The sequence below is a fragment of the Mesorhizobium sp. M8A.F.Ca.ET.202.01.1.1 genome, from assembly GCF_004791595.1.
Classification (GTDB): Bacteria; Pseudomonadota; Alphaproteobacteria; order Rhizobiales; family Rhizobiaceae; genus Mesorhizobium.
Window position 1 is genome coordinate 103,143 of record NZ_SRUN01000018.1, and the last position, 21,678, is coordinate 124,820.

Annotated in this window: 21 protein-coding genes and 1 riboswitch; of the genes, 7 read left to right on the forward strand and 14 right to left on the reverse strand. The window is 63.2% G+C overall.

Annotated elements, in window-relative coordinates; genetic code table 11:
* Position 1: 1 nt before the first annotated feature.
* Together EN845_RS30270 and EN845_RS30275 are read right to left on the reverse strand one after the other, a co-directional pair.
* Complete coding sequence (locus EN845_RS30270) at positions 2 to 1,786, reverse strand: sensor histidine kinase (protein ID WP_127275653.1); 1,785 nt, start codon at positions 1,784 to 1,786, stop codon at positions 2 to 4.
* A gap of 24 nt (positions 1,787 to 1,810) precedes the next feature.
* Positions 1,811 to 2,512: a response regulator transcription factor gene (locus tag EN845_RS30275; RefSeq protein ID WP_010912942.1), complete on the reverse strand. Its 702-nt coding sequence runs from the start codon at positions 2,510 to 2,512 to the stop codon at positions 1,811 to 1,813.
* A 342-nt stretch (positions 2,513 to 2,854) separates the two neighbouring features.
* Between EN845_RS30275 and EN845_RS30280 the strand changes: the two genes are divergently transcribed.
* From EN845_RS30280 to EN845_RS30295, 4 genes are all read left to right on the forward strand, one after another.
* On the forward strand, positions 2,855 to 4,465 hold the full coding sequence (locus tag EN845_RS30280; protein ID WP_127873340.1) for a phosphoenolpyruvate carboxykinase: 1,611 nt from the start codon (positions 2,855 to 2,857) through the stop codon (positions 4,463 to 4,465).
* A 97-nt stretch (positions 4,466 to 4,562) separates the two neighbouring features.
* Positions 4,563 to 5,000, forward strand: coding sequence for an alternative ribosome rescue aminoacyl-tRNA hydrolase ArfB (gene arfB, locus EN845_RS30285; RefSeq protein WP_127275655.1), 438 nt, complete (start codon positions 4,563 to 4,565; stop codon positions 4,998 to 5,000).
* A 169-nt stretch (positions 5,001 to 5,169) separates the two neighbouring features.
* Positions 5,170 to 5,799, forward strand: coding sequence for an alpha-ketoglutarate-dependent dioxygenase AlkB (locus tag EN845_RS30290; protein ID WP_127275656.1), 630 nt, complete (start codon positions 5,170 to 5,172; stop codon positions 5,797 to 5,799).
* 55 nt (positions 5,800 to 5,854) lie between these two features.
* Positions 5,855 to 7,078, forward strand: coding sequence for a glycosyltransferase family 87 protein (locus EN845_RS30295; RefSeq protein WP_245511841.1), 1,224 nt, complete (start codon positions 5,855 to 5,857; stop codon positions 7,076 to 7,078).
* A gap of 96 nt (positions 7,079 to 7,174) precedes the next feature.
* On the opposite strand, the gene EN845_RS30300 is transcribed toward EN845_RS30295, so the two are convergent.
* From EN845_RS30300 to EN845_RS30335, 8 genes are all read right to left on the reverse strand, one after another.
* The gene (locus tag EN845_RS30300) at positions 7,175 to 8,659 is read right to left on the reverse strand and encodes a nucleotidyltransferase family protein (RefSeq protein WP_167531525.1); all 1,485 of its coding nucleotides are present in this window, start codon (positions 8,657 to 8,659) and stop codon (positions 7,175 to 7,177) included.
* Positions 8,659 to 9,336 (reverse strand): glycosyltransferase family A protein, encoded by a 678-nt coding sequence (locus EN845_RS30305; RefSeq protein WP_127873341.1) that lies wholly within the window; start codon positions 9,334 to 9,336, stop codon positions 8,659 to 8,661. Before EN845_RS30305 ends, EN845_RS30300 begins: the two co-directional genes overlap by 1 nt.
* Entirely contained in the window at positions 9,336 to 10,088 is a 753-nt protein-coding gene (locus tag EN845_RS30310) for a glycosyltransferase (protein ID WP_127873342.1), read from the reverse strand. Before EN845_RS30310 ends, EN845_RS30305 begins: the two co-directional genes overlap by 1 nt.
* A gap of 55 nt (positions 10,089 to 10,143) precedes the next feature.
* Positions 10,144 to 10,896 carry a glycosyltransferase family A protein gene (locus EN845_RS30315; protein WP_167531526.1) on the reverse strand — a complete coding sequence of 251 codons (753 nt, stop codon included), beginning with the start codon at positions 10,894 to 10,896 and terminating at the stop codon, positions 10,144 to 10,146.
* Entirely contained in the window at positions 10,893 to 11,942 is a 1,050-nt protein-coding gene (locus EN845_RS30320) for a serine kinase (protein ID WP_127873343.1), read from the reverse strand. Before EN845_RS30320 ends, EN845_RS30315 begins: the two co-directional genes overlap by 4 nt.
* A gap of 33 nt (positions 11,943 to 11,975) precedes the next feature.
* The gene (locus EN845_RS30325; protein WP_127873344.1) at positions 11,976 to 12,407 is read right to left on the reverse strand and encodes a PqqD family protein; all 432 of its coding nucleotides are present in this window, start codon (positions 12,405 to 12,407) and stop codon (positions 11,976 to 11,978) included.
* Between the two features lie 139 nt (positions 12,408 to 12,546).
* Positions 12,547 to 13,647: a hybrid-cluster NAD(P)-dependent oxidoreductase gene (locus EN845_RS30330; protein ID WP_127873345.1), complete on the reverse strand. Its 1,101-nt coding sequence runs from the start codon at positions 13,645 to 13,647 to the stop codon at positions 12,547 to 12,549.
* 77 nt (positions 13,648 to 13,724) lie between these two features.
* Positions 13,725 to 14,972, reverse strand: coding sequence for an aromatic ring-hydroxylating dioxygenase subunit alpha (locus EN845_RS30335; RefSeq protein WP_127873346.1), 1,248 nt, complete (start codon positions 14,970 to 14,972; stop codon positions 13,725 to 13,727).
* Positions 14,973 to 15,086: 114 nt separating this feature from the next.
* A riboswitch (cobalamin riboswitch) is annotated at positions 15,087 to 15,289 on the reverse strand.
* Between the two features lie 494 nt (positions 15,290 to 15,783).
* On the opposite strand from EN845_RS30335, the gene EN845_RS30340 reads away from it, so the two are divergent.
* The 3 genes from EN845_RS30340 to EN845_RS30350 all read left to right on the forward strand — a co-directional run bounded on the left by EN845_RS30340 (position 15,784) and on the right by EN845_RS30350 (position 16,577).
* On the forward strand, positions 15,784 to 15,984 hold the full coding sequence (locus tag EN845_RS30340) for a DUF680 domain-containing protein (RefSeq protein WP_127275665.1): 201 nt from the start codon (positions 15,784 to 15,786) through the stop codon (positions 15,982 to 15,984).
* Positions 15,985 to 16,057: 73 nt separating this feature from the next.
* A complete protein-coding gene (locus tag EN845_RS30345; protein ID WP_127873347.1) occupies positions 16,058 to 16,264 on the forward strand; it encodes a DUF680 domain-containing protein in 207 nt (68 codons plus the stop codon).
* 64 nt (positions 16,265 to 16,328) lie between these two features.
* Entirely contained in the window at positions 16,329 to 16,577 is a 249-nt protein-coding gene (locus EN845_RS30350; protein WP_127275667.1) for a DUF680 domain-containing protein, read from the forward strand.
* A gap of 79 nt (positions 16,578 to 16,656) precedes the next feature.
* On the opposite strand, the gene ugpC is transcribed toward EN845_RS30350, so the two are convergent.
* Genes ugpC through EN845_RS30370 form a run of 4 tightly spaced genes read right to left on the reverse strand, consistent with a single transcriptional unit; the run spans position 16,657 to position 21,637 of the window.
* Positions 16,657 to 17,769 (reverse strand): sn-glycerol-3-phosphate ABC transporter ATP-binding protein UgpC, encoded by a 1,113-nt coding sequence (gene ugpC, locus EN845_RS30355; RefSeq protein WP_127873348.1) that lies wholly within the window; start codon positions 17,767 to 17,769, stop codon positions 16,657 to 16,659.
* 29 nt (positions 17,770 to 17,798) lie between these two features.
* Positions 17,799 to 19,463 (reverse strand): alpha-glucosidase, encoded by a 1,665-nt coding sequence (locus EN845_RS30360; RefSeq protein ID WP_127873349.1) that lies wholly within the window; start codon positions 19,461 to 19,463, stop codon positions 17,799 to 17,801.
* Positions 19,464 to 19,467: 4 nt separating this feature from the next.
* Positions 19,468 to 20,622 (reverse strand): carbohydrate ABC transporter permease, encoded by a 1,155-nt coding sequence (locus EN845_RS30365; protein ID WP_127873350.1) that lies wholly within the window; start codon positions 20,620 to 20,622, stop codon positions 19,468 to 19,470.
* Between the two features lies 1 nt (position 20,623).
* On the reverse strand, positions 20,624 to 21,637 hold the full coding sequence (locus EN845_RS30370; protein WP_127873351.1) for a sugar ABC transporter permease: 1,014 nt from the start codon (positions 21,635 to 21,637) through the stop codon (positions 20,624 to 20,626).
* Positions 21,638 to 21,678 lie beyond the last annotated feature (41 nt).

Consider the following 21,678-nt stretch of genomic DNA (forward strand, 5'->3'; position numbering starts at 1 on the left):
GTCATCCCTCGGCCGGCAGCGTCACGACGAAGCGTGCGCCCTTGATCTCGCCGGGCTTGGTGCCGGGAATGTTTTCGGCGGTCAGCGTGCCGCCATGGGCCTCGACGATCTGCCTGGAGATCGACAGGCCAAGCCCCGAATTCTGGCCGAACGCCTCGCCGGCCGGCCGGTCCGTGTAGAAGCGTTCGAAGATGCGGTCGATCGTGTCGGCGCGGATGCCGGGCCCATTGTCGTCGACGGTCAGGATGTTGAACTTGCCGGCGCGCGCCAGAGACAGGCTGATGTGGCCATGATCCTCGGGCACGAAGGAGCGGGCGTTCTCGATCAGGTTGGTGATGACCTGGCCGATGCGCAAGTCATGGCCGACGACGACATAGCCCTTGGCGCCCTGTGGCAGCTTGGCAACCTTGAGCTCGATCTCGACCGCCTTCTTGTTGCGCGTCGTTTCACGCGAAACAGCGACGAGGTCGGTGACGAATTTCTTCAGGTCGACGGTTCCCGCGTCCTCGCGCGCCAGTTCGGCGTCGAGGCGGGAGGCATCGGAAATGTCGGTGATGAGGCGGTCCAGCCGTTTGACGTCATGCTGGATGATCTCCATCAGACGTGCGCGCGAGGTATCATTTTTCGCCAGGGGCAATGTTTCGACGGCGCTGCGCAACGACGTCAGCGGGTTCTTCAGCTCATGCGAAACATCGGCGGCGAAACTCTCGATCGCCTCGATGCGCGCATAGAGCGCGTTGGTCATGTCGCGCACGGCTATCGACAGATTGCCGATCTCGTCCTGGCGGTCGGAAAAGTCGGGGATTTCCTCGCGGCTCTTGACGCCGCGGCGCACCCGCACGGCCGCCGCCGACAGCCGGCGCAGCGGGTTTGCGATGGTGGAAGCCAAAAGCATCGACAGGATTGCGGTGACGAGCGCCGCGATGCCGAAGACGCGCAGGATCGCCTTGCGTTCGGCGGCGACGATCTTGTCGATATCGCCGCCTTCGGTCGACAGCATCAGCACACCGAGAACGGCGCGAAAACGCTGGATCGGCACCGCCACCGAGACGATCTGCTCGCCCTGTTCCGAGACACGCACGATGGTCGACGGGCTGCCGGTCAGCGCCTTGACCACTTCCGGAAAGGCGGCGCCGTTGCCGCCCGGCTGTTCGTGATAGACCGGCAGGTCGGTGTTGCGGAAGAAGTCGAAGATGAATTTCTGGACGCGCTCGACAAGGTCGGGTTCTTCCTCTTCGACCGGCGGCAGGTCGTAGCGCAGGATCTGGCCGCGCGAATAGAGATGGCGTGAATCGAGCAGCAGGTTGGCGTCGCGGTCATAGATGCGGGCGCGCGTGCGGGTCGGCGAGATCAGCCGCCGCAGCACCGGCGCCACGCGCTCCGGGTTGATCGGAAAATCCAGATTGTCGAGCTGGTCCGAGCCGGGTCCCAGGCTTTCGCCGGCCTGCAGCTCGAGCAGCTTTTCCGGGTCGATGCTGATCGAATCCGTCTCGACCGTCGCCGACGCCGCGATGGCGCCGGCGATGATCTCGCCCTGCGTCATCAGGCTTTCGACGCGCGCGTCGATCAGACCGTCGCGGAAGGTGTTGAGGTAGAGGATGCCGGTGACGAGCACCGCCAGCCCGGCGAGATTGAGGAAGAGGATACGCCGCGTCAGGCTGGAAAAGATATGGTGGCCGAGGAATCGGCGCATAGGCACCGTGAATTTCGACACGAAGGACGGCATGATGCGCGACGGCCGCCTGGCAGCGGCCGCCGGTCTGCTTCGTTGTGCTTCCACTGCCATCGAATAGCAGCTCCTGCCTAGGCTTTACGCTTCGCGGAACCGGTATCCGACTCCGTAAAGGGTTTCGATCATTTCAAAGTCGTCGTCGACGGCCTTGAACTTCTTGCGCAGCCGCTTGATGTGGCTGTCGATCGTGCGGTCGTCGACATAGACCTGCTCATCATAGGCCGAATCCATCAGCGCATCACGGCTTTTTACCACACCGGGGCGTTGCGCCAGCGAATGCAGGATCAGGAACTCGGTGACGGTGAGCGTTACCGGCTCGCCCTTCCAGGTGCAGGTATGGCGCTCCTGATCCATGACGAGTTGGCCGCGTTCGAGCGAGCGAGCCTGCTGGCTGGGCGCTTTTGCCGCGGCCTCGCGGGCACTGGCCCGGCGCAATACGGCGCGCACCCGCTCGACCAGCAGGCGCTGCGAGAACGGTTTGCGGATGAAGTCGTCGGCGCCCATCTTGAGACCGAACAATTCATCGATCTCATCGTCCTTGGAGGTCAGGAAGATCACCGGCAGGTCGGATTTCTGGCGCATCCGGCGCAGAAGCTCCATGCCGTCCATGCGCGGCATCTTGATGTCGAGGATGGCGAGATTCGGCGGCCGCGCCGCCAGGCCTTCCAGCGCGGACGCACCATCCGTGTAGGTCTCGACACGATATCCCTCGGATTCGAGGGCGATCGACACCGACGTCAGAATGTTGCGGTCGTCATCGACAAGCGCGATTGTTGCCATTTCAAGCGGCTCCCTCATGAGCTGTCCCTTCTTTCGTAGAGAAGGGGCTTTTGCAGGACAAATTAGGTACAAAATGTGGCGTAGGCCTTGTCCGCTGTCACGAGCAGGTGCCGCCGGCCACAATTCAACCTCGACACGGATTGGACGAACCAACATCGCCAATCCTTTGGGCAACCACGAAACTTTTCGCATATATAAACGATTTAAACAACTTTCAAAATATTTAAATCGATTAATGATTTGATATCATTTGGCTTTTCTGGTTTTGACCATCTCAGCCTGCGGAGTGGGCTTGCCGGAAAGACGCCGGCAAAGATGCGGAAAATCGAAGAAGGGACACCAATGTCGGAAGTCGGCAAACGCAATCCTGCTTGCGCGATCGATCATATCGGTCTGAGAACCTCCGGCGTGGTCCACTATAATTTCGGCGCGGCCGCCCTTTACGAGGACTCGATCCGACGCGGCGAGGCCCGGCTGACCGCGCATGGCGCGCTGGTCGCCGAAACCGGCCAGCACACCGGCCGCTCGCCCAAGGACAAGTTCGTCATCCGCGATGCCGCTACCGAGCCGCACGTCTGGTGGGACAACAACAAGGCGATCTCGCCGGCCCAATTCGACGTTTTGCTCGCCGATTTCCAGGCCCACGCAGCGGACAAGGATCTCTATGTACAGGATCTGGTCGGCGGCGCCGACGAGGAGCTCAAGCTGCCCACCAGGGTGATCACCGAATTTGCCTGGCACTCGCTGTTCATCCGCAACCTGCTCATCCGTCCCGAAGCGGCCGAACTCGAACAGTTCGTGCCCGAAATGACGATCATCGACCTGCCGTCCTTCCACGCCGATCCCGCCCGCCATGGCAGCCGCACTGAAACGGTTATTGCCGTCGACCTGACGCGCAAGATCGTCCTGATCGGCGGCACCTCCTATGCCGGCGAGATGAAGAAGTCGGTGTTCACCATGCTCAACTACCTCCTGCCGGAGAAGGGCGTGATGCCGATGCACTGCTCGGCCAATGAAGGACCGGCCGGCGATGCCGCCATCTTCTTCGGCCTGTCGGGCACCGGCAAGACGACGCTGTCGGCCGATCCGTCGCGCACATTGATCGGCGACGACGAGCATGGCTGGGGCCCGCACGGCATCTTCAATTTCGAAGGCGGCTGCTACGCCAAGACGATCAAGCTGTCGGCGGAAGCCGAGCCGGAGATCTTCGCCACCACGCAACGCTTTGGCACGGTGCTGGAAAATGTCGTGCTCGATGCCGACGCAGTGCCGGATTTCAATGACGGCAGGCTCACCGAAAACACACGCTGTGCCTATCCGCTCGACTTCATCCCCAACGCCTCGAAGACCGGGCGCGCCAGTCATCCGAAGAACATCATCATGCTGACCGCCGACGCTTTCGGCGTGATGCCGCCGATCGCCCGGCTGACGCCGGCGCAGGCCATGTATCATTTCCTCTCCGGCTACACGGCCAAGGTCGCCGGAACCGAAAAGGGCGTGACCGAGCCCGAGGCGACCTTCTCGACCTGTTTCGGCGCGCCCTTCATGCCGCGCCATCCGTCGGAATATGGCAACCTTCTGCGCGAACTTATTGCCCGCCATGGCGCCGATTGCTGGCTGGTCAACACCGGCTGGACCGGCGGCGCGCATGGCGCCGGCAAGCGTATGCCGATCAAGGCGACGCGCGCGCTGCTCGCTGCCGCCCTCGACGGCTCGCTGAAGGCAGGCGCTTTCCGCACCGACGCCAATTTCGGCTTCGAGGTGCCGGTGGCGGTGCCGGGCGTCGACAGCGCCATTCTCGACCCGCGCTCAACCTGGGCGGACAAGGCGGCCTACGACCGGCAGGCGGCAAGGCTGGTCGGCATGTTCGCCGTCAATTTCGAGAAATTCGAAAGCCATGTCGACGCCGTGGTGCTGGGGGCAGCACCTCGCATGCAGGAAGCGGCGGAGTAATCGCCAAGCCGCTCAGCATCATTGCCGCGTGGCACCAGTGAAGGCCCGGTTTCGATCGGGCCTTTTCTTTTTCGGTCCGTCGCGCCATGACTGCGGCATGCCGATCGACGACGACATCATCATCTCAGGCGAGGCCGTGATCCACCCGGGCGACTTGCACGAGGATTTCATCCGCTCGTCCGGTCCCGGCGGCCAGAACGTCAACAAGGTGGCGACGGCGGTGCAGCTTCGCTTCGACGCGCAGAACGCCGAGGGCCTGTCGGACCGTGTGCGCGAGCGGACCATAAAACTTGCCGGCCAGCGCGCCACCAAGGACGGTGTCATCGTCATCGAGGCCGGACGCTTCCGTACCCAGGAACAGAACCGCGCCGATGCGCGGGCCAGGCTCACGGCACTGGTCGCCAAGGCCGCCGAACCACCGCCGCCGCCGCGCAAGAAGACGCGGCCGTCGAAAGGCGCGGTCGAGCGGCGGCTCAAGACCAAGGCCGGGCGATCGACAGTGAAGAGGCTGCGCGGCCGGGTGGAGAACGATTAAGCAGCACGCCAATCGTGCCCGTCAACCGCCTTTGGCCAATTGGGCAAACGAATTCATCGCGCGTTCTGCCCGGGCAATTTCAGTGAAAAACGACGACGGCTTTCGGGTCGCCCTCTGCCTGTGATGGTGGCATCTTGCGGCTCCGAACATTAGCAAGGTGAACCAGTCCATGCTCGTTCTGCCCAAAGGCGTCCGCCACATGCCGGCCCATCTGTCCCGCGCCGTCCAGGAGACGCTGGTCGAGGAGGTGAGGAGCATCGTCCAGCAAGCGCCGTTGTTCGTGCCGGCCATGCCGCGGACCGGCAAGGAGATGAGCGTGCGCATGACAAATTGCGGTCCGCTCGGTTGGGTCACCGACAAGGAACGCGGCTATCGCTACCAGCCGACGCATCCGCTGACCGGAGAGCCATGGCCGCCTATCCCCGACAGCCTGCTCGACCTGTGGCGGCAGGTGTCGGGCTATCCGAATCCACCGGAGGCCTGCCTGATCAATTTCTACACGCCCGACGCAAAGATGGGCCTGCATCAGGATCGCGACGAGGCCGATTTCTCGGCTCCCGTCGTCTCTGTCTCGCTGGGCGACGACTGTCTGTTCAGGGTCGGCCAGACAACGCGCGATGGCGCTACCAAATCGTTCAGGCTGAAAAGCGGCGATGTCGTCGTGCTTGGCGGCGAGGGCCGTCTTGCCTTCCATGGCGTCGACCGCATCTACCCTTCGACCTCCGCGCTGCTCAAGAACGGCGGCAGGATCAATCTGACGCTGCGGCGGGTGACGAAGCCCGGCGAGACCTCCACATAAGCCGATCTTAACGCGCGTCGCTTATCAAGGCGGACAGGGTCTTGGAAACAGCGCAATGGCACAGGCCGATCAGACTGCCCGCAATCGAGCCGATTTTCGGTTCGCGGCACTTGTGCTGTGCACCGGAATCCTGATCGGGCTGCGCTACCATCTTGCCTTGTGGACCTTCGACGAGCACGGCTTCTCCGAACTCAGCGACCGGCTGCCTTATTGGGATTTCACCAATCTGTGGGCCGGCGGACGCATGGCGCTCGACGGCCATGTAGCCTGGCTGTTTGACGTCGACAGCTATCGCGCGGCCTTGCGGCGGATGTTTTCGCCCGATCTTCCCAACCAGGAATGGAGCTACCCGCCCAGCATCCTGATCTTCGGTGCGCCGCTCGCGCTGCTGCCGATCTTTGCGGCCTATTTCATCTGGACTTTCGGCACCGTCTTCTGCCTGTGGCTGGCGGTGCGGCCGCTGAAACTGGGCACGCTGGCCGAAGCGGCCGTCCTTGTGTGTCCAGCCGTCTTCGTCAACGCCATCTTCGGCCAGAACGGCGCCCTGACCACCGCTCTTCTCATTGGCGGACTGGCGGTGGCGCCGAAGCGGCCAATCCTGGCCGGGCTGCTGTTCGGTCTGCTGACGATCAAGCCGCATCTGGGCATTCTGGTGCCGTTCTGCCTGCTGGCCAGCGGCAACTGGCGTGCCATCGCCGCAGCGGCTCTGTCATCGGCGGCGCTGTTCATTTTGACCGGGCTCTCACTCGGATTCGACGTCTGGCATCTGTTCTGGACCGAAACCCGCCCCCTGATGACGGCGATCCTGGAGGCACCCTATCCGCAACCCTACCAGGCCAATGCCGCAACCATGTTCTTCCTGGCGCGCGCATGCGGCGCCGGGCTGACAGTGGCCTATGCGATGCAAGCCGCTGCGACCATTGCCGCAATCTGCGCCGCCATCTGGGTCTGGTTGCCACGGCGGCAGGTCGTGCATGGCGAAAGAGTGGTCCTCACCGCCGTGCTGGCAACGGTCGCGACGCCGTACGGCTACAGCTACGACACCGTCGGTCTCGCCGTTGCCGTCGCCTACCTGTTTTCGAGGCGCGCCAGCATGCCCCGGATTTTCCTGGCGCTCGTCTGGCTCTATCCTGCCATCGCTCATCTGGTGAACGGCATCGGGCTTGGCATCGGCGTGTTGGTGCCCTTGTCGCTGTCGGCATGGATGCTTGCCGACATAAGGGCTCGCGAACGCGTGACCTCGACGATAGCTGACGGCCGGATATCATCGCCACGGTGAACCATTGCCGTGCCCTCGGCTCTCTTCCGCGGGGTGTCCATCGGGCTCGATCCGCTCGTGCCGCCATCGCGACCCTGGCGGGTGAACTCCGATATCTCAGCGCAGCGGCGAAAAGGTCGCCGAGACCAGATGGAAAGGCAATGCGCCATAGGCGGCGACCGTCGCCTGGTCATCCCATTGGCGGAATTGCCGCGACGGCCGCGCCTCCAGCGTCAGGGCATGCTGCCGGCCGTCGACTGTAACCTTGCCGCGAAAGCGCAGCACCCTTTCCCCACCGGACCGGCTGATGGCCATCGCACGCAGACGCGCGACGTGGTCGTCACCCCGGTTGATCTCCATTTCGATACGGCGCCGGACCGGCGGAACGCTGATCCTGACCGTGATGTCCAGCATCATCTCCCCTGCCGTCGGCGGGCAAGGTATGGTCTGCGAGAACACCAGGGGCGACGGTGCTTCCGGCTGCTCGCGGCGGGCCGGCCCGTCGCGCCATGCTTTTCCGCGCCATGCCCTGGCGGGCGGCTCCTGCCGAAGCCGGCCGCTCTTGCGTCGCAGACGCAACTGCTTGGCAAAGCCGCGCGACAACCAGACCAGCCTGCCGAAGTCGGTCCGTGGCTTGGCTTGCAGCATGGCCGACCAGCGCGAAAGGCCTGTACGGTCGGCCATCTCAAGCAGGCGCGCCAGCACCCTGTCCGGCGCCGCCACGCCTATTTCGAGCGCGAGGTAGGAGAGCGCCACCGCTGCGGCAACGGCAAGGCCACGCCTGGCGACAACGTCGAGGAACACGTCCCAGTCGACGTCGCCGACGCGAATGGCTACCGCGCAATCGACCAGCCAATCGCTGTGCGTGTGGGCGTCGAGCCCGCCATGCGCGATGGCCAGCGCGATGCGGTCCGCCGGCGACGGCACCAGCACGCCGACACCACTGAATTCGGCCGCCGCCGCCCGCCGCCAGATCGCCTGGTCGTCCTCGTCGCTTTGCTGGGAACCGTCATAGGCAAGCTGGTGCAGGTCGATGTCGCCATAATTGCCCTTGAAGAAGTTCATCGACCGCAACGACGCCAGTCTTGTCCTCAGATATTGCGGGCTCACCCCGGTGGCGATCTGCCAGTCGCGGTCGCGCAGCACGTCGAACGCCGTTCCCATGTCCTGCGGCCGCACCAATATGTCGATGTCGTGCGCCACCCTGCCTCGCTGCGCCGACGCGTCCAAGGCAATGCGGCTGGCACCCTTGATCAGCATCACCAGGCATCCCGCGTCCGTCATCGCCTGCAGCGCCGGTTCGGCCTCGCGCATCGCCATGCGCGACTTGGTCCACAGCATCTTTTGCAGGCCGACAAGACGTGGATAGGCGGAATGGCCGGCCAATTTCCGGCCGAACCGGTCGCAGATGGCGGCAAGCAGCCGATGCTCCCTGAAGGAGACGAGATCGATGTCGTTGGCGCTCAGCCACTCCATCGCGCAACCGGCGGCCGCGTCGTCGTCGGCAAGAAGCGCGGCCTTGAGCAACTGGTCGAGCCCGCCCGTCGGCCAGGGCCAGCCATAGTCCGGGAAACGGCGGCTGATGCGGCGGATGCGCGCCATCAGTCCGCGCCGGTCTTGTTTCGGACCCGTCGCAACATGGCCAGCCGCGCCACTTCGAGATAGCCGCGGTCGCGCGTCGCATCGCGTCCGTACGACAGGCTGCCGGGCCTGATGCGGCGCAGCGCCAGCACCTCTTCCATCATGTCGAAGGCAAGGCCCGCCTCGCGTGCCCGCGCGATCCAGTCGATCATTTCGCCGCGACCGCCCGGCGGATCGACAACCGGCCCGACGGTCTCGGCGACCTCGCGCCGGATCAGCATCGTGGTCCGCGACCAGCCGGGCACGACCGCGTCCTCGGGTGCATCGGGCCGGTCATTGCGGAAGTTTCGCAAATGGCAGAAGACGCCCGATGTGCCGGGCAATCCTCGCAGATATGCAAGCTGATCCTCGATCTTGGTCGGCAGCCAAAGGTCGTCGGCGTCGAGCGTCGCGATGAACGGCGTCGTCAGCGCGGCGATGCCTCTGGTCGTGGCGCTGCCCGGTCCGGCATTTGCCTGGCGCAGCAATTGCAGCGGCAGGTCCGTTCCGCCCATCGCCGCGGCGAGATCGTCGGTTGATCCGTCGTCGACGATCACCACCAGCTCCGGCCGCACCGTCTGCGCCGCAACCGATCGCAGCGTCTCGGCGATGGTGCCGCTGGCGTTGAAGGCCGGTATGACGACGCCGTATCCGTCCATCACAGGGCACGCCAATCTGACAGTTTGTCGAGCTCGAAGATCCCTTCGATCGGCCGCAGCGACGGGTCGGCCTTGCGCCGCTTCATGGATTTGTAGATAGCGCGCAGGAATTCCCGCGACTGGACGTCCTCTTGCCTCGTCATATTGCCCGCATGCCGTCTGTAATAGAGCGCGACCGTGTCGGGAAGCACGTATCTGGGGCCGATCTCAAAACCGCGCAGCAGGTAGTCGGTGTCTTCGGCCTGGACGAAATCCTCGTCGAAATCGCCTATGCGCGCGACGAGGCGGCGCGCGAAGATCGCCGCCGACAGGTGAATGCCGCGAACCGTGATGCTGTTGCTGTCCGCCATGGGCTCCAAGGTCCCATCATCGATTTTGTCGACCAGCATCATCCTCGAATAGGTTAGGTCGAGATCGGGATTCTTCCGGAAAAGCTCGACATCGGCTCCGAAGCGCCCCGCTGGCGAGATGTCGTCCGAATCGAGGAACGACACCAGGTCCGCCTCGGGCTTGAGCTGCCTGAGCCCGCTGTTGCGCGCCCGGGTCACCCCCATGTTGTCTTGCCGGAACAGCCGGATGCAGGAATGATCATCCATCATCGCGCGCACGGCCTCGACCGAGCCATCGGTCGAACCGTCGTCGATGACGATGATGTCGAGATCGGCGGCGTCGCCTTGCCTGAGCAGCGAGCGCAGTGCGGCGCCGACATAGGCCTCGCGATTGTAGACCGGCATGATCACGCTCAGCCTCATCCTCGGCCTCGCGGCCGCTGCTGCACCACCCGTTTTGAGCGCGAGATATCCCGCATCAAAACACCCGCCAGTCGGGCGTGCTCTTGAGCTCGAAAATGCCGGGAATCTCACGCAGGGACGGGTTCGCCCGGCGTCGCCGGATCGATTTGTGGATCGCCCGCATGTGGTCGCGGAGCCGGGCCTCGCGCTTCCGGGTGATATTGTCGGCATGGCGCCTGTAGTAGATCGCGACGGTCTCCAGAAGACGGTAATTCGGACCCGTTTCGAAGATGCGCAGCAGATAGTCAGTGTCCTCGCACTGGTCGAATTCCTCGTCGAAACAGCCTATGCGATCGACAAGCGCCCGGCTGAACAGTCCGGTGCTCATTGAAATGCCGCGCAGCGTTACAGTGCGGCTGCCCGCTACCGGCTCCATCGTGTCATCGTCTATCTGCTCTGCCAAGGTCATCAGGGAGTAGGTCAGGTCAAGGCCCGGGTCCGTCTCGAAGCAAGCCAGATCCGCCTTGAAGCGCCCGGCAAGTGAGATGTCGTCGGAATCGAGGAACGACACAAATCCGGCATCCGGCGGCAACCGTCTCAGCCCGGCATTGCGCGCCCTCGCGACACCCATATTGGGTTGCAGAAACAGGCGGATGCAGGGCGCCTCGCGCATCGTCGACCGTACTGCCTCCACCGAGGCGTCCGTGGAGCCATCGTCGATGACGATGATGTCGAAGTCGGCGTCAGCGCGCTGCCAGATCAACGAGCGCAGCGCCGGGACGACGTAGCGCTCGCGATTGTACACAGGCATGATCACGCTGAGCTTCACCGGGCGCCTCGTGTCAGGACGTCCTCGATCGTGCCGGCGATCTCCGCCGGGTCGGTGCCGAGGGACAAACGAAAGCACGGCAGGCGGCGCGTCAATTCGCTGAAGAAGCGAAAGCCGCTTTCGCGTTCGCCCGGCATCTGTGCGATGCCGGACGGCGCCAAGGCAATCATGGCATCCCTGCGCGACACCGGCATGATCGAACTTGCTCCGCCACCGCTAATATGTGGCACCATCAGCGCAACGATGTCCAGCATCGCGGGCACCGGCCTGGGCGCGATGTCATCGACGTGAAACATGTGCTTGCCCTGCCAGTTCAGCGGGCCTTGCGCCGTTAGCCGCCTTTGCAGGCCCAGCCGCGTGAAACCTCGCGCGTCCTGCTTCAGCGTCGAGAAAAGGGGCCGCGCGGTCACGCCTCCGGCGAGATCGATCAGCACATAGTCGTCGCCGACACTGTCGAGTCCGTTGAGCAGGCCGGCGGCGACGGTGCCGGATTTGCCGGCTCCACCCGAGCCGGCAAGGAGAATACCCTTGCCATCGATGCCGAGCGTGCCGGCATGGGTCAGCCGCATGCCTCGCGCGGCGTATTCCCAATGCAGGAAGGCGCGCAGCGGTGCCCCCGGCTCCCAGGGCGGAAAGGCATCGGCCGAGGCCATCAGCTGTACGCCAACGCAACGTTGCGGATCGTAGATCTGCCAGAAATCCAGGTCGTGGAAATAGTGCCCGCGCAACCCGGCTTCGGCGAGCCGTTTGGCAAAACCGTGCTCGGTGAAATGCGCGTCGCCCCATCGCGCCGGCTCCGGGATGCCGTCGATGCCGGGATGAGCGATGAAGATGCGGCAGGTGGACGGTTCCGGCTGATCGTGAGCGGCCTCGACAAATGCATGGCTCAGGGCGTCGGCGAGCACACCGTGACCCAGATGCACGGCCAGTTCCAGCCCGGGCAGCCGAACCTGCCGGATGGTCGGATAGCGCGAGGCAGCGCCTTCAGCGGCGGCGATGAGATACCGGGCGTAGTCCGGCAGGGTTTCGAGCGTGACGCGCGGCATCAAGCGCCTTCCATCACGGCTGCGGCCGGCCGATCAGGAAGCCTGCTTGACCGCCGGCCAGCCAAGGGGTTCCTCGACCTCATGGATGGGATCAACGACGATCAGGTCCGCGAGGTCGTCGTGGATGCTGACATTGAGCGGCTCGCTGGTGGCGGCAAGCTCGGCTTGCAATTCGCCCGGCAGTGGCTGCGCCGCCGCTTCCGAACGCACCAGCAAACCCAGTTCGAGCAGCTGCGATATGAAGTGTTCGAGTTCGGCGTGGCTTATTGTCGAGCCGCCCGCGGCCAGCCCGATCAGAGCCTGGGCGTCCGCTCCGGACGAAAGCACCTGCCACGCCTTGCTGCCGGAATCGGAGAAGCCGAAATATTTGCCATTGGCAAGGTTGAGCACCACGGCCTCGCCATCGAAGGATTCGAAAACGATATCCCGGCTCGCAACCGCATAGGCATGGGATTCATGCTTCATTGTTGCCCCGCTTTACATCCCTGCCCGCCAGCAGGACCGCTTCCACCGACAACGCCTGTAGACTTTCGGTCGTTCCTTGGCAAGGTAACCTTGCCGGCAAGGCGCCGACATTTCCGGGATCAGTCGAAGGACGGGCGGATCAAGCCTCGATTTCCAGCGCCGACAATGGCTTGGAACAACAGGCCAGGATGAAGCCGTCGTCGATCTCATGATCGAGGATGCCGCCATTGTGACTCATCTCGACGCTGCCGGAGACTTTCTTCACCTTGCAGGTTCCGCACAGGCCGAATTCGCAGGCCGCCGGTATCCGCACGCCCGAGGCGCGCGCGGTCTGCAGCACGGTCTGGCCGGCGACGCAGTCGGCGTCGACATCCGAAAGCGCGAAGCGGATCGGCGTCGCGGCTTCGACGGAAATTGCCGCGCCGGCTTCAGCCGGCGCGGCAAACGGTGCCGGGACTTCGTCCACGGTCGGCGCGGCAAAGCTTTCCTGATGGTACTTTGCCATGTCGAAGCCGGCGGCTTCGAGCATGCCGCGCACGGCGCGCATGAAGGGATCGGGCCCACAGCAGAAGATTTCGCGTTCGCGGAAATCGGGTGCCAGGAGCGGCAGCCGGATGGCGTCGATGCGGCCCATATGGCCGTACCAGCCCTCGCGGCTCGACCGCTCCTCGATCATGAAGCCGAGCGACAGGCCAGGCATGTGGCCCCCGAGCAGTTCGAGTTCCTTGCGGAAGATGATTTCTTCCGGGCGCCGCGCGCAGTTGACGAAACCGACATCGGTCCATGGCGCACAGTCGTTCAGCCAGCGCAGCATCGACATCATCGGCGTCACGCCGGAGCCGGCCGAGACGAACAGATATTTCGCCGCCGGATGGCTGTGCAGTGAAAAGTCGCCGCCCGGTCCATAGGCCTTGACGTGCGAGCCGGGCGCCAGGTGATCGAACATCCAGCGTGTGCCGATGCTGCCCGCCTGCGCCTTCACCGTCACCGCGATCGAGAACGGCCGCGACGGCGACGACGACAGCGTGTAGGTGCGCATCAGCGGCCCATCCGGCGTCGGCAGTTCCAGCGTCACGAACTGGCCCGGCTTGTAGCGGAACCAGGTCTGGTTGTCGGACCGGAAGGTGAAGGTCTTGACGTCGGGCGCCTCGTCGCTGACACCGGTCACTTCCAGCACCTGCAGCCTGTCGTTCCAGGGCGCCATCTGGTCGAGATGGCGATAGAGGCCAAGGTCGGTCATCGCATTCATCCCTGCATACCTTTCATTTTGCGGATGTCGTGATCCCAAAACCGCTGCACACTTTTGGGTGACATGCGCTAGGCGACGCTGCGCAGCGCCGGCCGCCCGCCTTCGGCCAGGCGCGGACCGATGAAGCGGGCATACCAGTCGACGAACTGGATGACGCCGCCTTCATGCAGCTCCGAATACGGGCCGGGTTCATAGGCCGGCGACAGGATACCGAAAGCGTTCTCCTCGACGATCCGGCGGTCCTGGTCGTTGGTCTCGGTCCAGACATGGGTGAGTTCGGCGAGATCGTAGTCGACACCCTCGACCGCGTCCTTGTGCACCAACCACTTCGTCGTCACTGCCGTTTCGGTGGCGCTGACCGGCAGCACGCGGAAGGTGACGGCATGATCAACGAGGATGTGGTTCCAGGTCGTCGGGTAGTGATAGTGCATCAGCGTGCCGATGCGGTCGGCCGAAACGCTGTCGGACAGGTCCTTCCTCACCGCCCGCTTGCCGGTCATCGTGTAGCTCTGGGCGTCGCGCAGCAGCGGCGCGCGGGTGGCGCGGTATTGCCCGGCCGGGTCGATGCGGAATTTGCTGGGCAGGCCAACAGCTTCGCACTTCGCCCAGTGCGCCAGCATCTCCGGATCGCTGTCGGCGCCTTGCACGCCGGTCACGGTCGGTGCTTCCGGGAAGGTCTTGCACAGTTCGGGATGATTGCCCGCGCAATGATAGCATTCGCGGTTGTTTTCCCAGACCAGCTTCCAATTGCCCTTCTCGATGATCGTGCTCTCGAAGGCGATCTTGGCCTCGCTCAGCCGGTGCGGCTTGAGATAGGGCTCGATCATCGCCCGCATCGGCGCGAAGTCGGCCGGCTCCTTGGCCAGGCAGATGAAGACATAGCCGGCGACGCTTTCGCAGGCGACCGGCTTCAGCCCGAACTGGCTCTTGTCGAACCCCTCGGCCATCTGGCGGGCGAACAGCAGGCGCCCGTCCAGCTCATAGGTCCACTGGTGATAGGGACAGACCAGTTTGGCGGCCATGCCCTTGTCGCTGTTGCAGACGCGGCTGCCGCGATGGCGGCAGGAATTGTGGAAGGCGTTGATCTTGCCCTGCTGATCGCGCACCAGCACGATAGGATAGTCGCCGATCTGCACGGTGATGAAGCTGCCCGGCTTGGGCAATTCGCAATCATGGCCGATGAACAGCCAGTCGCGATACCAGATCAGCTCCATGTCGAGCTTGAAGTAGTCCGGGTCGGTGTAAAAAGGCTGTTCCAGCGAAAAGCCTTGTCTGCGGCTGTTCAAGAGCCTCAGCATGTCGTTGCGCGCGTCCATGTCCTGTCCTCATTTTCAAGGACTGAACTGGTGGTGATTGAGGAAGGACTGGACGCAGATCGGCGCAAAGCCGGACAAACACCATCCGCCTCTTGACCGCCCACCGCGATCAGTCGAGTTCTAGCCATCTCGGGCTGGTTTCCGGGCTCTGGAGTCGTCCTTACGGACCATCGCGACACCTTCCCAGGCTTACGCCCAGTGGTCTCCCGTTGCGACTTGAACTCCACCACCGTTGCGGGGGCAGCGCCGGAATCTGACCGGCTTCCCAATTCTCCGCTCCGTCGTCACGCAGCGGCACCTGAGATGCCTGATCTAATCACGGCAGGGTTTGCGACATCGGCATGAAAGCGACATCGCATCCATGCGGCGCGACACGCATGCTGGAACGTCGTGACAGGGGTCGCATCATCAAATCGCCTTCTGTCGCCAGGCGCGCCGGCACCGTTTTTTCGACCCCTTTGCCGGGGGCGAAAAGGTTAACAGTTTCGAAAAGTGACTATTAGCAGATTCTAAAATCGAACCGAACGGTTCGTTTCTGTTGACGGTGCGTGCAGGACGGTGTGAACGCCGAGCCTCCGATACAGTTGGTGATCGGGGTGCCATTTTTAGCTAACTGATTGATATAACGACAGAAAATAACAGATGTGGAAATCACTGGCACAATTTCAAGTGGTAGAGTCATGGTCCACGCTGAACAACTTCGTGATTGGAAACAGCAGAGGTCCTCTCCCACATCGGGGCGGTCCGAACGACGCGATTTTAATCCCAAGACACGCCGCTAGACGGACGGAAAAATACTGGAGTACCCAAAATGAAAAAGATTGTTCTCACTGCCGCCGCCCTTCTGGCCATTTCCGGCAGCGCCTTCGCTGGTAGCGACCATTACGGTTCGAACGCCGCCACCCCCGCTGCCACTGTCGACAGCTCGTACACCGCTTCGACCAGCAAGTCGGAGCCGGCTGCTCAGACGCCTGCCCAGGGCGCCGACCACAATCTCTTCGGCAACAACTAACAGCCGATCCCCGGCTTGCGGCGGGGCGACCCTGCCGCGCGGGGTGGATGCCACAAATTCAGGAGTACCTAAAATGAACAAGATCCTCATTGCCGCCGCCGCCGTCTTGGCCCTCTCCGGCAGCGCCTTTGCCGGCAGCGACAACTACGGTTCGAGCGGTGCCAACCAGGCGGCTGTCACGTCGACCGACAACGCGAACACCGCGTCGATCGGCAAGTCGGCTCCGGCCACCGAGGCGCCTACCCGGCCGGGTAGCGATCGCAACCTCTTCGGCCGTTGACGCCTGTTGCGAGTGGCGGGCTCGCTCGCCACTCGTGGAATTCAAGACGTTAGGAGTATTGGAAATGAACAAGATCCTCATTGCTGCCGCCGCCGTTCTGGCCCTCTCCGGCAGCGCTTTCGCCGGCAGTGACAACTATGGCTCCAATGGCGCCAATCAGCCCACTGCATCGTCGACCGTCAATGTCGATACGTCGCATACGGGTTCGGTCCGCAACAGCGACTCACCCATCTACAAGCTGCTCAACTCGTCCGGCGACGTGCAGAAGTCCGCCCCTCACGGCGCAGACCGCAATCTCTTCGGCAACAACTAACCAGCCGTCGTGATGTATAAAAAGAGAGCGGCGGGCCTGCCCGCTGCTCTCTTTTTTTGTTGTCGAGACATGGCTGGCCTCAGGCGGCTTTTGCTTCCGCTTCGTGCAGCGCGAACGACCGTCCATCCGCATCGAAGATATGAAGGTCGCCGGCATTGGCGGTCAACTGCAGCGTCGAGCCGCGCCTGACCTCGACATTGCCCGGCAGCTTGGTCACCAGCGGCAGGTCGGCACGGCCGATGTCGATATAGACCAACTGAACCTCGCCGAGCTGCTCGACATAATCGACCGTCCCCTCGAACAGATAGTCCGCACCACTGGCGATCGCGAGATCTTCCGGCCGCACGCCGAAGCTGACCGCCGCTCCCTTTGCCGAAGCAGGCGTCGCGATCGGCACCGTCGCCTTGCGGCCGCCGACATGGCTGATGATGGTCGGGTTGCCCGTCTTGTCGACCGTGGCCGGCAGGATGTTCATGGCCGGCGAGCCGATGAACTGGGCGACGAATAGGTTGCCGGGGTTCTTGTAGAGCTCCATGGGCGTGCCGACCTGCTCGATGTGGCCATCCTTTAGCACCACGATGCGGTCGGCCAGCGTCATCGCCTCGACCTGGTCGTGGGTGACATAGATCATGGTCGTGTTGGGCATCGATTCCTTGAGCTTGGCGATCTCGATACGCGTGGCGACGCGCAGTGCCGCGTCAAGGTTCGACAGCGGTTCGTCGAACAGGAACACTTTTGGATTGCGCACGATGGCGCGGCCGATGGCGACACGCTGACGCTGGCCGCCCGACATCGCCTTGGGCAGGCGGTCGAGATATTTGGTCAGCTGCAGGATTTCGGCGGCCTGCCGCACCCGTTTGTCGATCTCGGCCTTGCTTTCCTTGCCGATCTTCATCGAGAAGGCCATGTTGTCGTAGACTGTCATGTGCGGATAGAGCGCGTAGGACTGGAACACCATGGCGATGCCGCGCTTCGATGGCGGCACGTCGTTGACCACCTGGCCGTCGATCTTGAGTTCGCCCGAGGTGATTTCCTCAAGCCCGGCGATCGAGCGCAGCAAGGTCGACTTGCCGCAGCCCGACGGGCCGACGAAGACGATGAATTCGCCCGATTTGATGTCGAGGTCGATGCCGTGGAGAATGTTGAGATTGCCGTAGGACTTCTTCACTTGTCTCAAATTGACATCGGCCATTGATTTCCTCCCAGTGGTTCCTCAGATGTTCAGCCTATGCGCCCGAACCAGGCGCCGTAACCGCCGAGTTCGACCGTACCGGTGCTTGCCTGCCCGGAAAATCCGTGTCCCGCCAAAGGTTGCAGGGTTCGGTTGCCGAGGTCAACCTTCGCTGGCGCAGCGCCCAGATTGAAGACGCAGACGATCTCCTCATTGCCCGCCCGGCGGGTGAAGGCGACGGTGTCGCCCTGGCTTTCGATGAAGCTGATGTCGCCCTTGGCCAATGCCGGATGGGCGCGGCGGAAGGCCAGAAAGCGCCGGTAATGCTCAAGCAGCGAGGTTTCGTCACCTTGCTGCACGTTGACCGCCTGTGACAGGTGCTTGGCCGGCACCGGCAGCCAGGGCTTTGCCTGGGAGAAGCCGCCATTGCTGGCATTGCCGTCCCACACCATGGGTGTGCGGCAGCCGTCGCGGCCCTTGAATTCCGGCCAGAAGCGGATGCCGTAGGGGTCCTGCAGGTCCTCGAAGCGCAGGTCGGCCTCGCCGAGCCCGAGTTCTTCGCCCTGGTAGATGCAGACCGAGCCGCGCAGCGACATCAGCAATGCCGAGATAACCTTGAGATAAGCGGTCGGGTCGGTTTCGCCGGCGGCCCAGCGCGAGGCCGGGCGCATCACGTCATGGTTGGAAAACGCCCAGCACGACCAGCCGTCGCTGGCCACCTCGCCAAAGGCTTCCAGCACCGAGCGGACCTTGGCTGCGCTGATCTTTTCCGGCGCCAGGAAGTCGAAGGAATAGCACATATGCACGCGCTTGCCGCCCGCTGTATAGGCGGCGACCACGTCCAGCCCGCGCTGCGAATCGCCGACTTCGCCGACCGCGGCGGTCGCCGGATACTCGTCGAGCAGCGCCCGGAAACGCTCGAGGAAGGCGAGGTTCTCCGGCCGGCTCTTGTCGTAGATATGGTCCTGGTAGTTGTAGGGGTTGACCGCCGGCGCGGTCTGGTCGTTGCGCTCTTCCGGCGGCAGCGGCGGGTTGTTTTCCAAGCCCTGGCTGTGGAAGTAGAAATTGATGGTATCGAGCCTGAAGCCGTCGACGCCGCGCTCCAGCCAGAAGCGGGTGACGTCGAGCAGCGCGTCCTGGACTTCCGCGTTGTGGAAGTTGAGGTCGGGCTGCTCGGCCAGGAAATTGTGCAGGTAGTATTGCTGGCGGCTGGTGTCCCATTGCCAGGCCGAGCCGCCGAAGATCGACAGCCAGTTGTTGGGCGGCGTACCGTCGGGCCTTGCGTCCGCCCAGACATACCAGTCGGCTTTCGGATTGACGCGACTCGAGCGGCTTTCCTTGAACCAGGGATGGATGTCGGCGGTATGCGACAGCACCTCGTCGATCATCACCTTGAGGCCCAGCCGGTGCGCCTCCGCCGTCAGTGCGTCGAAATCCGCCAGCGTGCCGAACATCGGGTCGACGTCGCAATAATCCGAGACGTCGTAGCCGAAATCCTTCATCGGCGATTTGAAGAAAGGCGAGATCCAGATGGCATCCGCGCCAAGGGCGGCAATGTAGGGCAGCCTGCCGATGATGCCTTTGAGGTCGCCGATGCCGTCGCCATTGGAGTCCTGAAAGCTGCGTGGATAGATCTGATAGATCACCGCGCCCCGCCACCAGTCGCGGTCGATGGCGGGGTCTGGTTTCGAAGTCGCCTTCAAAGCCGATTGCATTGTCTCAACCTCCTTTCACCGAGCCGGCCAGCAGCCCGCGGACGAAATAGCGCTGCAGCGAGAAGAAGACGATCAGCGGCACGATGATGGTGATGAAGGCCGATGTCGTCAGGATCTCCCAGTTGCCGCCGCGCGAGCCGAGCAGCGCATTGAGCTTGGCCGTCAGCACGATCTGATCGGGCGCCGTTCCGAGGAAAACCATTGCCACCAGCAGATCGTTCCATACCCACAGGAATTGGAAAATGGCGAAGGAGGCAAGCACCGGGAAGGACAGCGGCAGCACGATCTTGACGAAGATCTCGAAATCGCTGGCGCCGTCGATGCGCGCCGATTCCATGATCTCGCGCGGCAGGCCGGCGATATAGCTGCGCAACAGGTAGATGGCGAAGGGCAGGCCGAAGCCGGTATGCGCCAGCCAGATGCCGAGATAGGTCTTGGACGGCACGCCGAAGAAAGTGCCGACGCCGTTGTAGAGCCTGAGCAGCGGGATCAGCGACATCTGCAGCGGCACCACCAGAAGGCCGATGATGACCGCTATCAGCAAGGCGCGTCCGGGAAACCGCATCCAGGCCAGCGCGTAGGCGGCAAAGGCCGCGATCAGGATCGGGATCACGGTCGCCGGGATGGTGACCGTCAGCGAATTCATGAAGGAGCGGCCGATGCCTTCGGAGAACAGCACGGTCTGGTAGTTGTCGGTGGTGAATTTCGGCGGCGCCGACGAGGCGTAGTAGACGCGCTGGCCGCGATCGCCTTCGAAGGCCTTGGGCGATGCCATGACGAACCTGCCGTCGGCATTGACCTGCAGGGTCACGCCGTCACCGAGGTCGGCTGATGTGCCGGCCGGATATTGTGTAGGTGCTGCTGCCTTGACGCCGAAGGCGCTGATGTTGCGCTTGACGCCGTCGCCGAAAATGTTGCCCTCGAGGACGAACTTGCCGTCCTTCTGGGTCTGCGCCGAGGCGGCCGGCAGGCGCCCGGCCTCGGTCTGGCTGGAACTGGCGAACGAATTCCACCAGCCCGAGGCGACGATCTGGTCCTTGTCGCGCAGCGACGAGACGAGGATGCCGAGCGTGGGGATGGTCCAGATCGCCACGAAGACGAGCACCGCGATATGGACGCCGAAACGGCTTGCGAAGGAATTTCCGGTCGCCACGGCCATATCAGTGCCCTCCCGTCTCTTTGTTGGCCTGGCGGATGTTCCAGATCATGATCGGAATGACCGCGATCATGATGATGATGGCAATGGTCGCGCCGCGGCCGAAGTCGCCGCCGCCGCGGAACATCCAGTCGAACATCAGATTGGCCAGCACCTGGCTGTTCCATTGGCCGTTGGTCATGGTCAAGACGATGTCGAACACCTTCAGCACCAGGATGGTGATGGTGGTCCACACCACCGCGATAGTGCCCCAGATCTGCGGCACCATGATCTTCCAGAAGATCTGGAACGGGTTGGCGCCGTCTATGACGGCGGCTTCCAGCGTTTCTTCGGGGATGCCGCGCAGCGCCGAGGACAGGATGACCATGGCGAAACCGGTCTGGATCCAGATCAGGATGATCATCAGGAAGAAGTTGTTCCATAACGGCAGCGATATCCAGACCTGCGGCTGGCCGCCGAAATGCTGGATGATGGCGTTGAGCAGGCCGATCTGGATCTGGCCGTCGCCACGATATTCGTAGATGAACTTCCAGATCACGCTGGCGCCGACGAAGGAGATGGCCAGCGGCAGGAAGATCAGGCTCTTGGCGATCGTGCCCCACCATATCTTGTCGGTAAGCACGGCGATGATCAGGCCGAGGAAGGTGCAGGCCGCCGGCACCACCGCCAGCCACAGGATATTGTTCATGATCGCGTTTCGCAGATCCGGATCGCGCAGCGCCCATTCGTAGTTGGCGAACCCGACGAAACTCGTGCCGCCGCGGTCGAAGAAAGACAGCCACAGCGTCGCGATCACCGGATAGATCAGGTAGATGGTCAGGATGATCAGCGCCGGACCCACGAACAGCCAGGGCCGCACCAATCCCTGCCGGCGCAGATTGTTGACGGCGGCCGTCCCGGACACCCCGCGCGAGGGGAAGATCAAATCGAGCAGTTTGTTGGCGCCCCAGAAATAGGCGACGCAGCCGCCGACGCCGATGATGATGACGAATATTGCCGAGAAAATCTGAGTCGCCATGGGTCCCTCTCCCTGCGCATGACCGGCCAGCGATGCTGGCG

Coding starts and splice junctions, on each gene's coding strand:
- EN845_RS30270 (WP_127275653.1), bottom strand. CDS start 1,786: ATGGCAGTGGAAGCACAACGAAGCAGACCGGCGGCCGCTGCCAGGCGG.
- EN845_RS30275 (WP_010912942.1), bottom strand. CDS start 2,512: ATGGCAACAATCGCGCTTGTCGATGACGACCGCAACATTCTGACGTCG.
- EN845_RS30280 (WP_127873340.1), top strand. CDS start 2,855: ATGTCGGAAGTCGGCAAACGCAATCCTGCTTGCGCGATCGATCATATC.
- arfB (WP_127275655.1), top strand. CDS start 4,563: ATGCCGATCGACGACGACATCATCATCTCAGGCGAGGCCGTGATCCAC.
- EN845_RS30290 (WP_127275656.1), top strand. CDS start 5,170: ATGCTCGTTCTGCCCAAAGGCGTCCGCCACATGCCGGCCCATCTGTCC.
- EN845_RS30295 (WP_245511841.1), top strand. CDS start 5,855: ATGGCACAGGCCGATCAGACTGCCCGCAATCGAGCCGATTTTCGGTTC.
- EN845_RS30300 (WP_167531525.1), bottom strand. CDS start 8,659: ATGGCGCGCATCCGCCGCATCAGCCGCCGTTTCCCGGACTATGGCTGG.
- EN845_RS30305 (WP_127873341.1), bottom strand. CDS start 9,336: ATGGACGGATACGGCGTCGTCATACCGGCCTTCAACGCCAGCGGCACC.
- EN845_RS30310 (WP_127873342.1), bottom strand. CDS start 10,088: ATGAGGCTGAGCGTGATCATGCCGGTCTACAATCGCGAGGCCTATGTC.
- EN845_RS30320 (WP_127873343.1), bottom strand. CDS start 11,942: ATGCCGCGCGTCACGCTCGAAACCCTGCCGGACTACGCCCGGTATCTC.
- EN845_RS30325 (WP_127873344.1), bottom strand. CDS start 12,407: ATGAAGCATGAATCCCATGCCTATGCGGTTGCGAGCCGGGATATCGTT.
- EN845_RS30330 (WP_127873345.1), bottom strand. CDS start 13,647: ATGACCGACCTTGGCCTCTATCGCCATCTCGACCAGATGGCGCCCTGG.
- EN845_RS30335 (WP_127873346.1), bottom strand. CDS start 14,972: ATGGACGCGCGCAACGACATGCTGAGGCTCTTGAACAGCCGCAGACAA.
- EN845_RS30340 (WP_127275665.1), top strand. CDS start 15,784: ATGAAAAAGATTGTTCTCACTGCCGCCGCCCTTCTGGCCATTTCCGGC.
- EN845_RS30345 (WP_127873347.1), top strand. CDS start 16,058: ATGAACAAGATCCTCATTGCCGCCGCCGCCGTCTTGGCCCTCTCCGGC.
- EN845_RS30350 (WP_127275667.1), top strand. CDS start 16,329: ATGAACAAGATCCTCATTGCTGCCGCCGCCGTTCTGGCCCTCTCCGGC.
- ugpC (WP_127873348.1), bottom strand. CDS start 17,769: ATGGCCGATGTCAATTTGAGACAAGTGAAGAAGTCCTACGGCAATCTC.
- EN845_RS30360 (WP_127873349.1), bottom strand. CDS start 19,463: ATGCAATCGGCTTTGAAGGCGACTTCGAAACCAGACCCCGCCATCGAC.
- EN845_RS30365 (WP_127873350.1), bottom strand. CDS start 20,622: ATGGCCGTGGCGACCGGAAATTCCTTCGCAAGCCGTTTCGGCGTCCAT.
- EN845_RS30370 (WP_127873351.1), bottom strand. CDS start 21,637: ATGGCGACTCAGATTTTCTCGGCAATATTCGTCATCATCATCGGCGTC.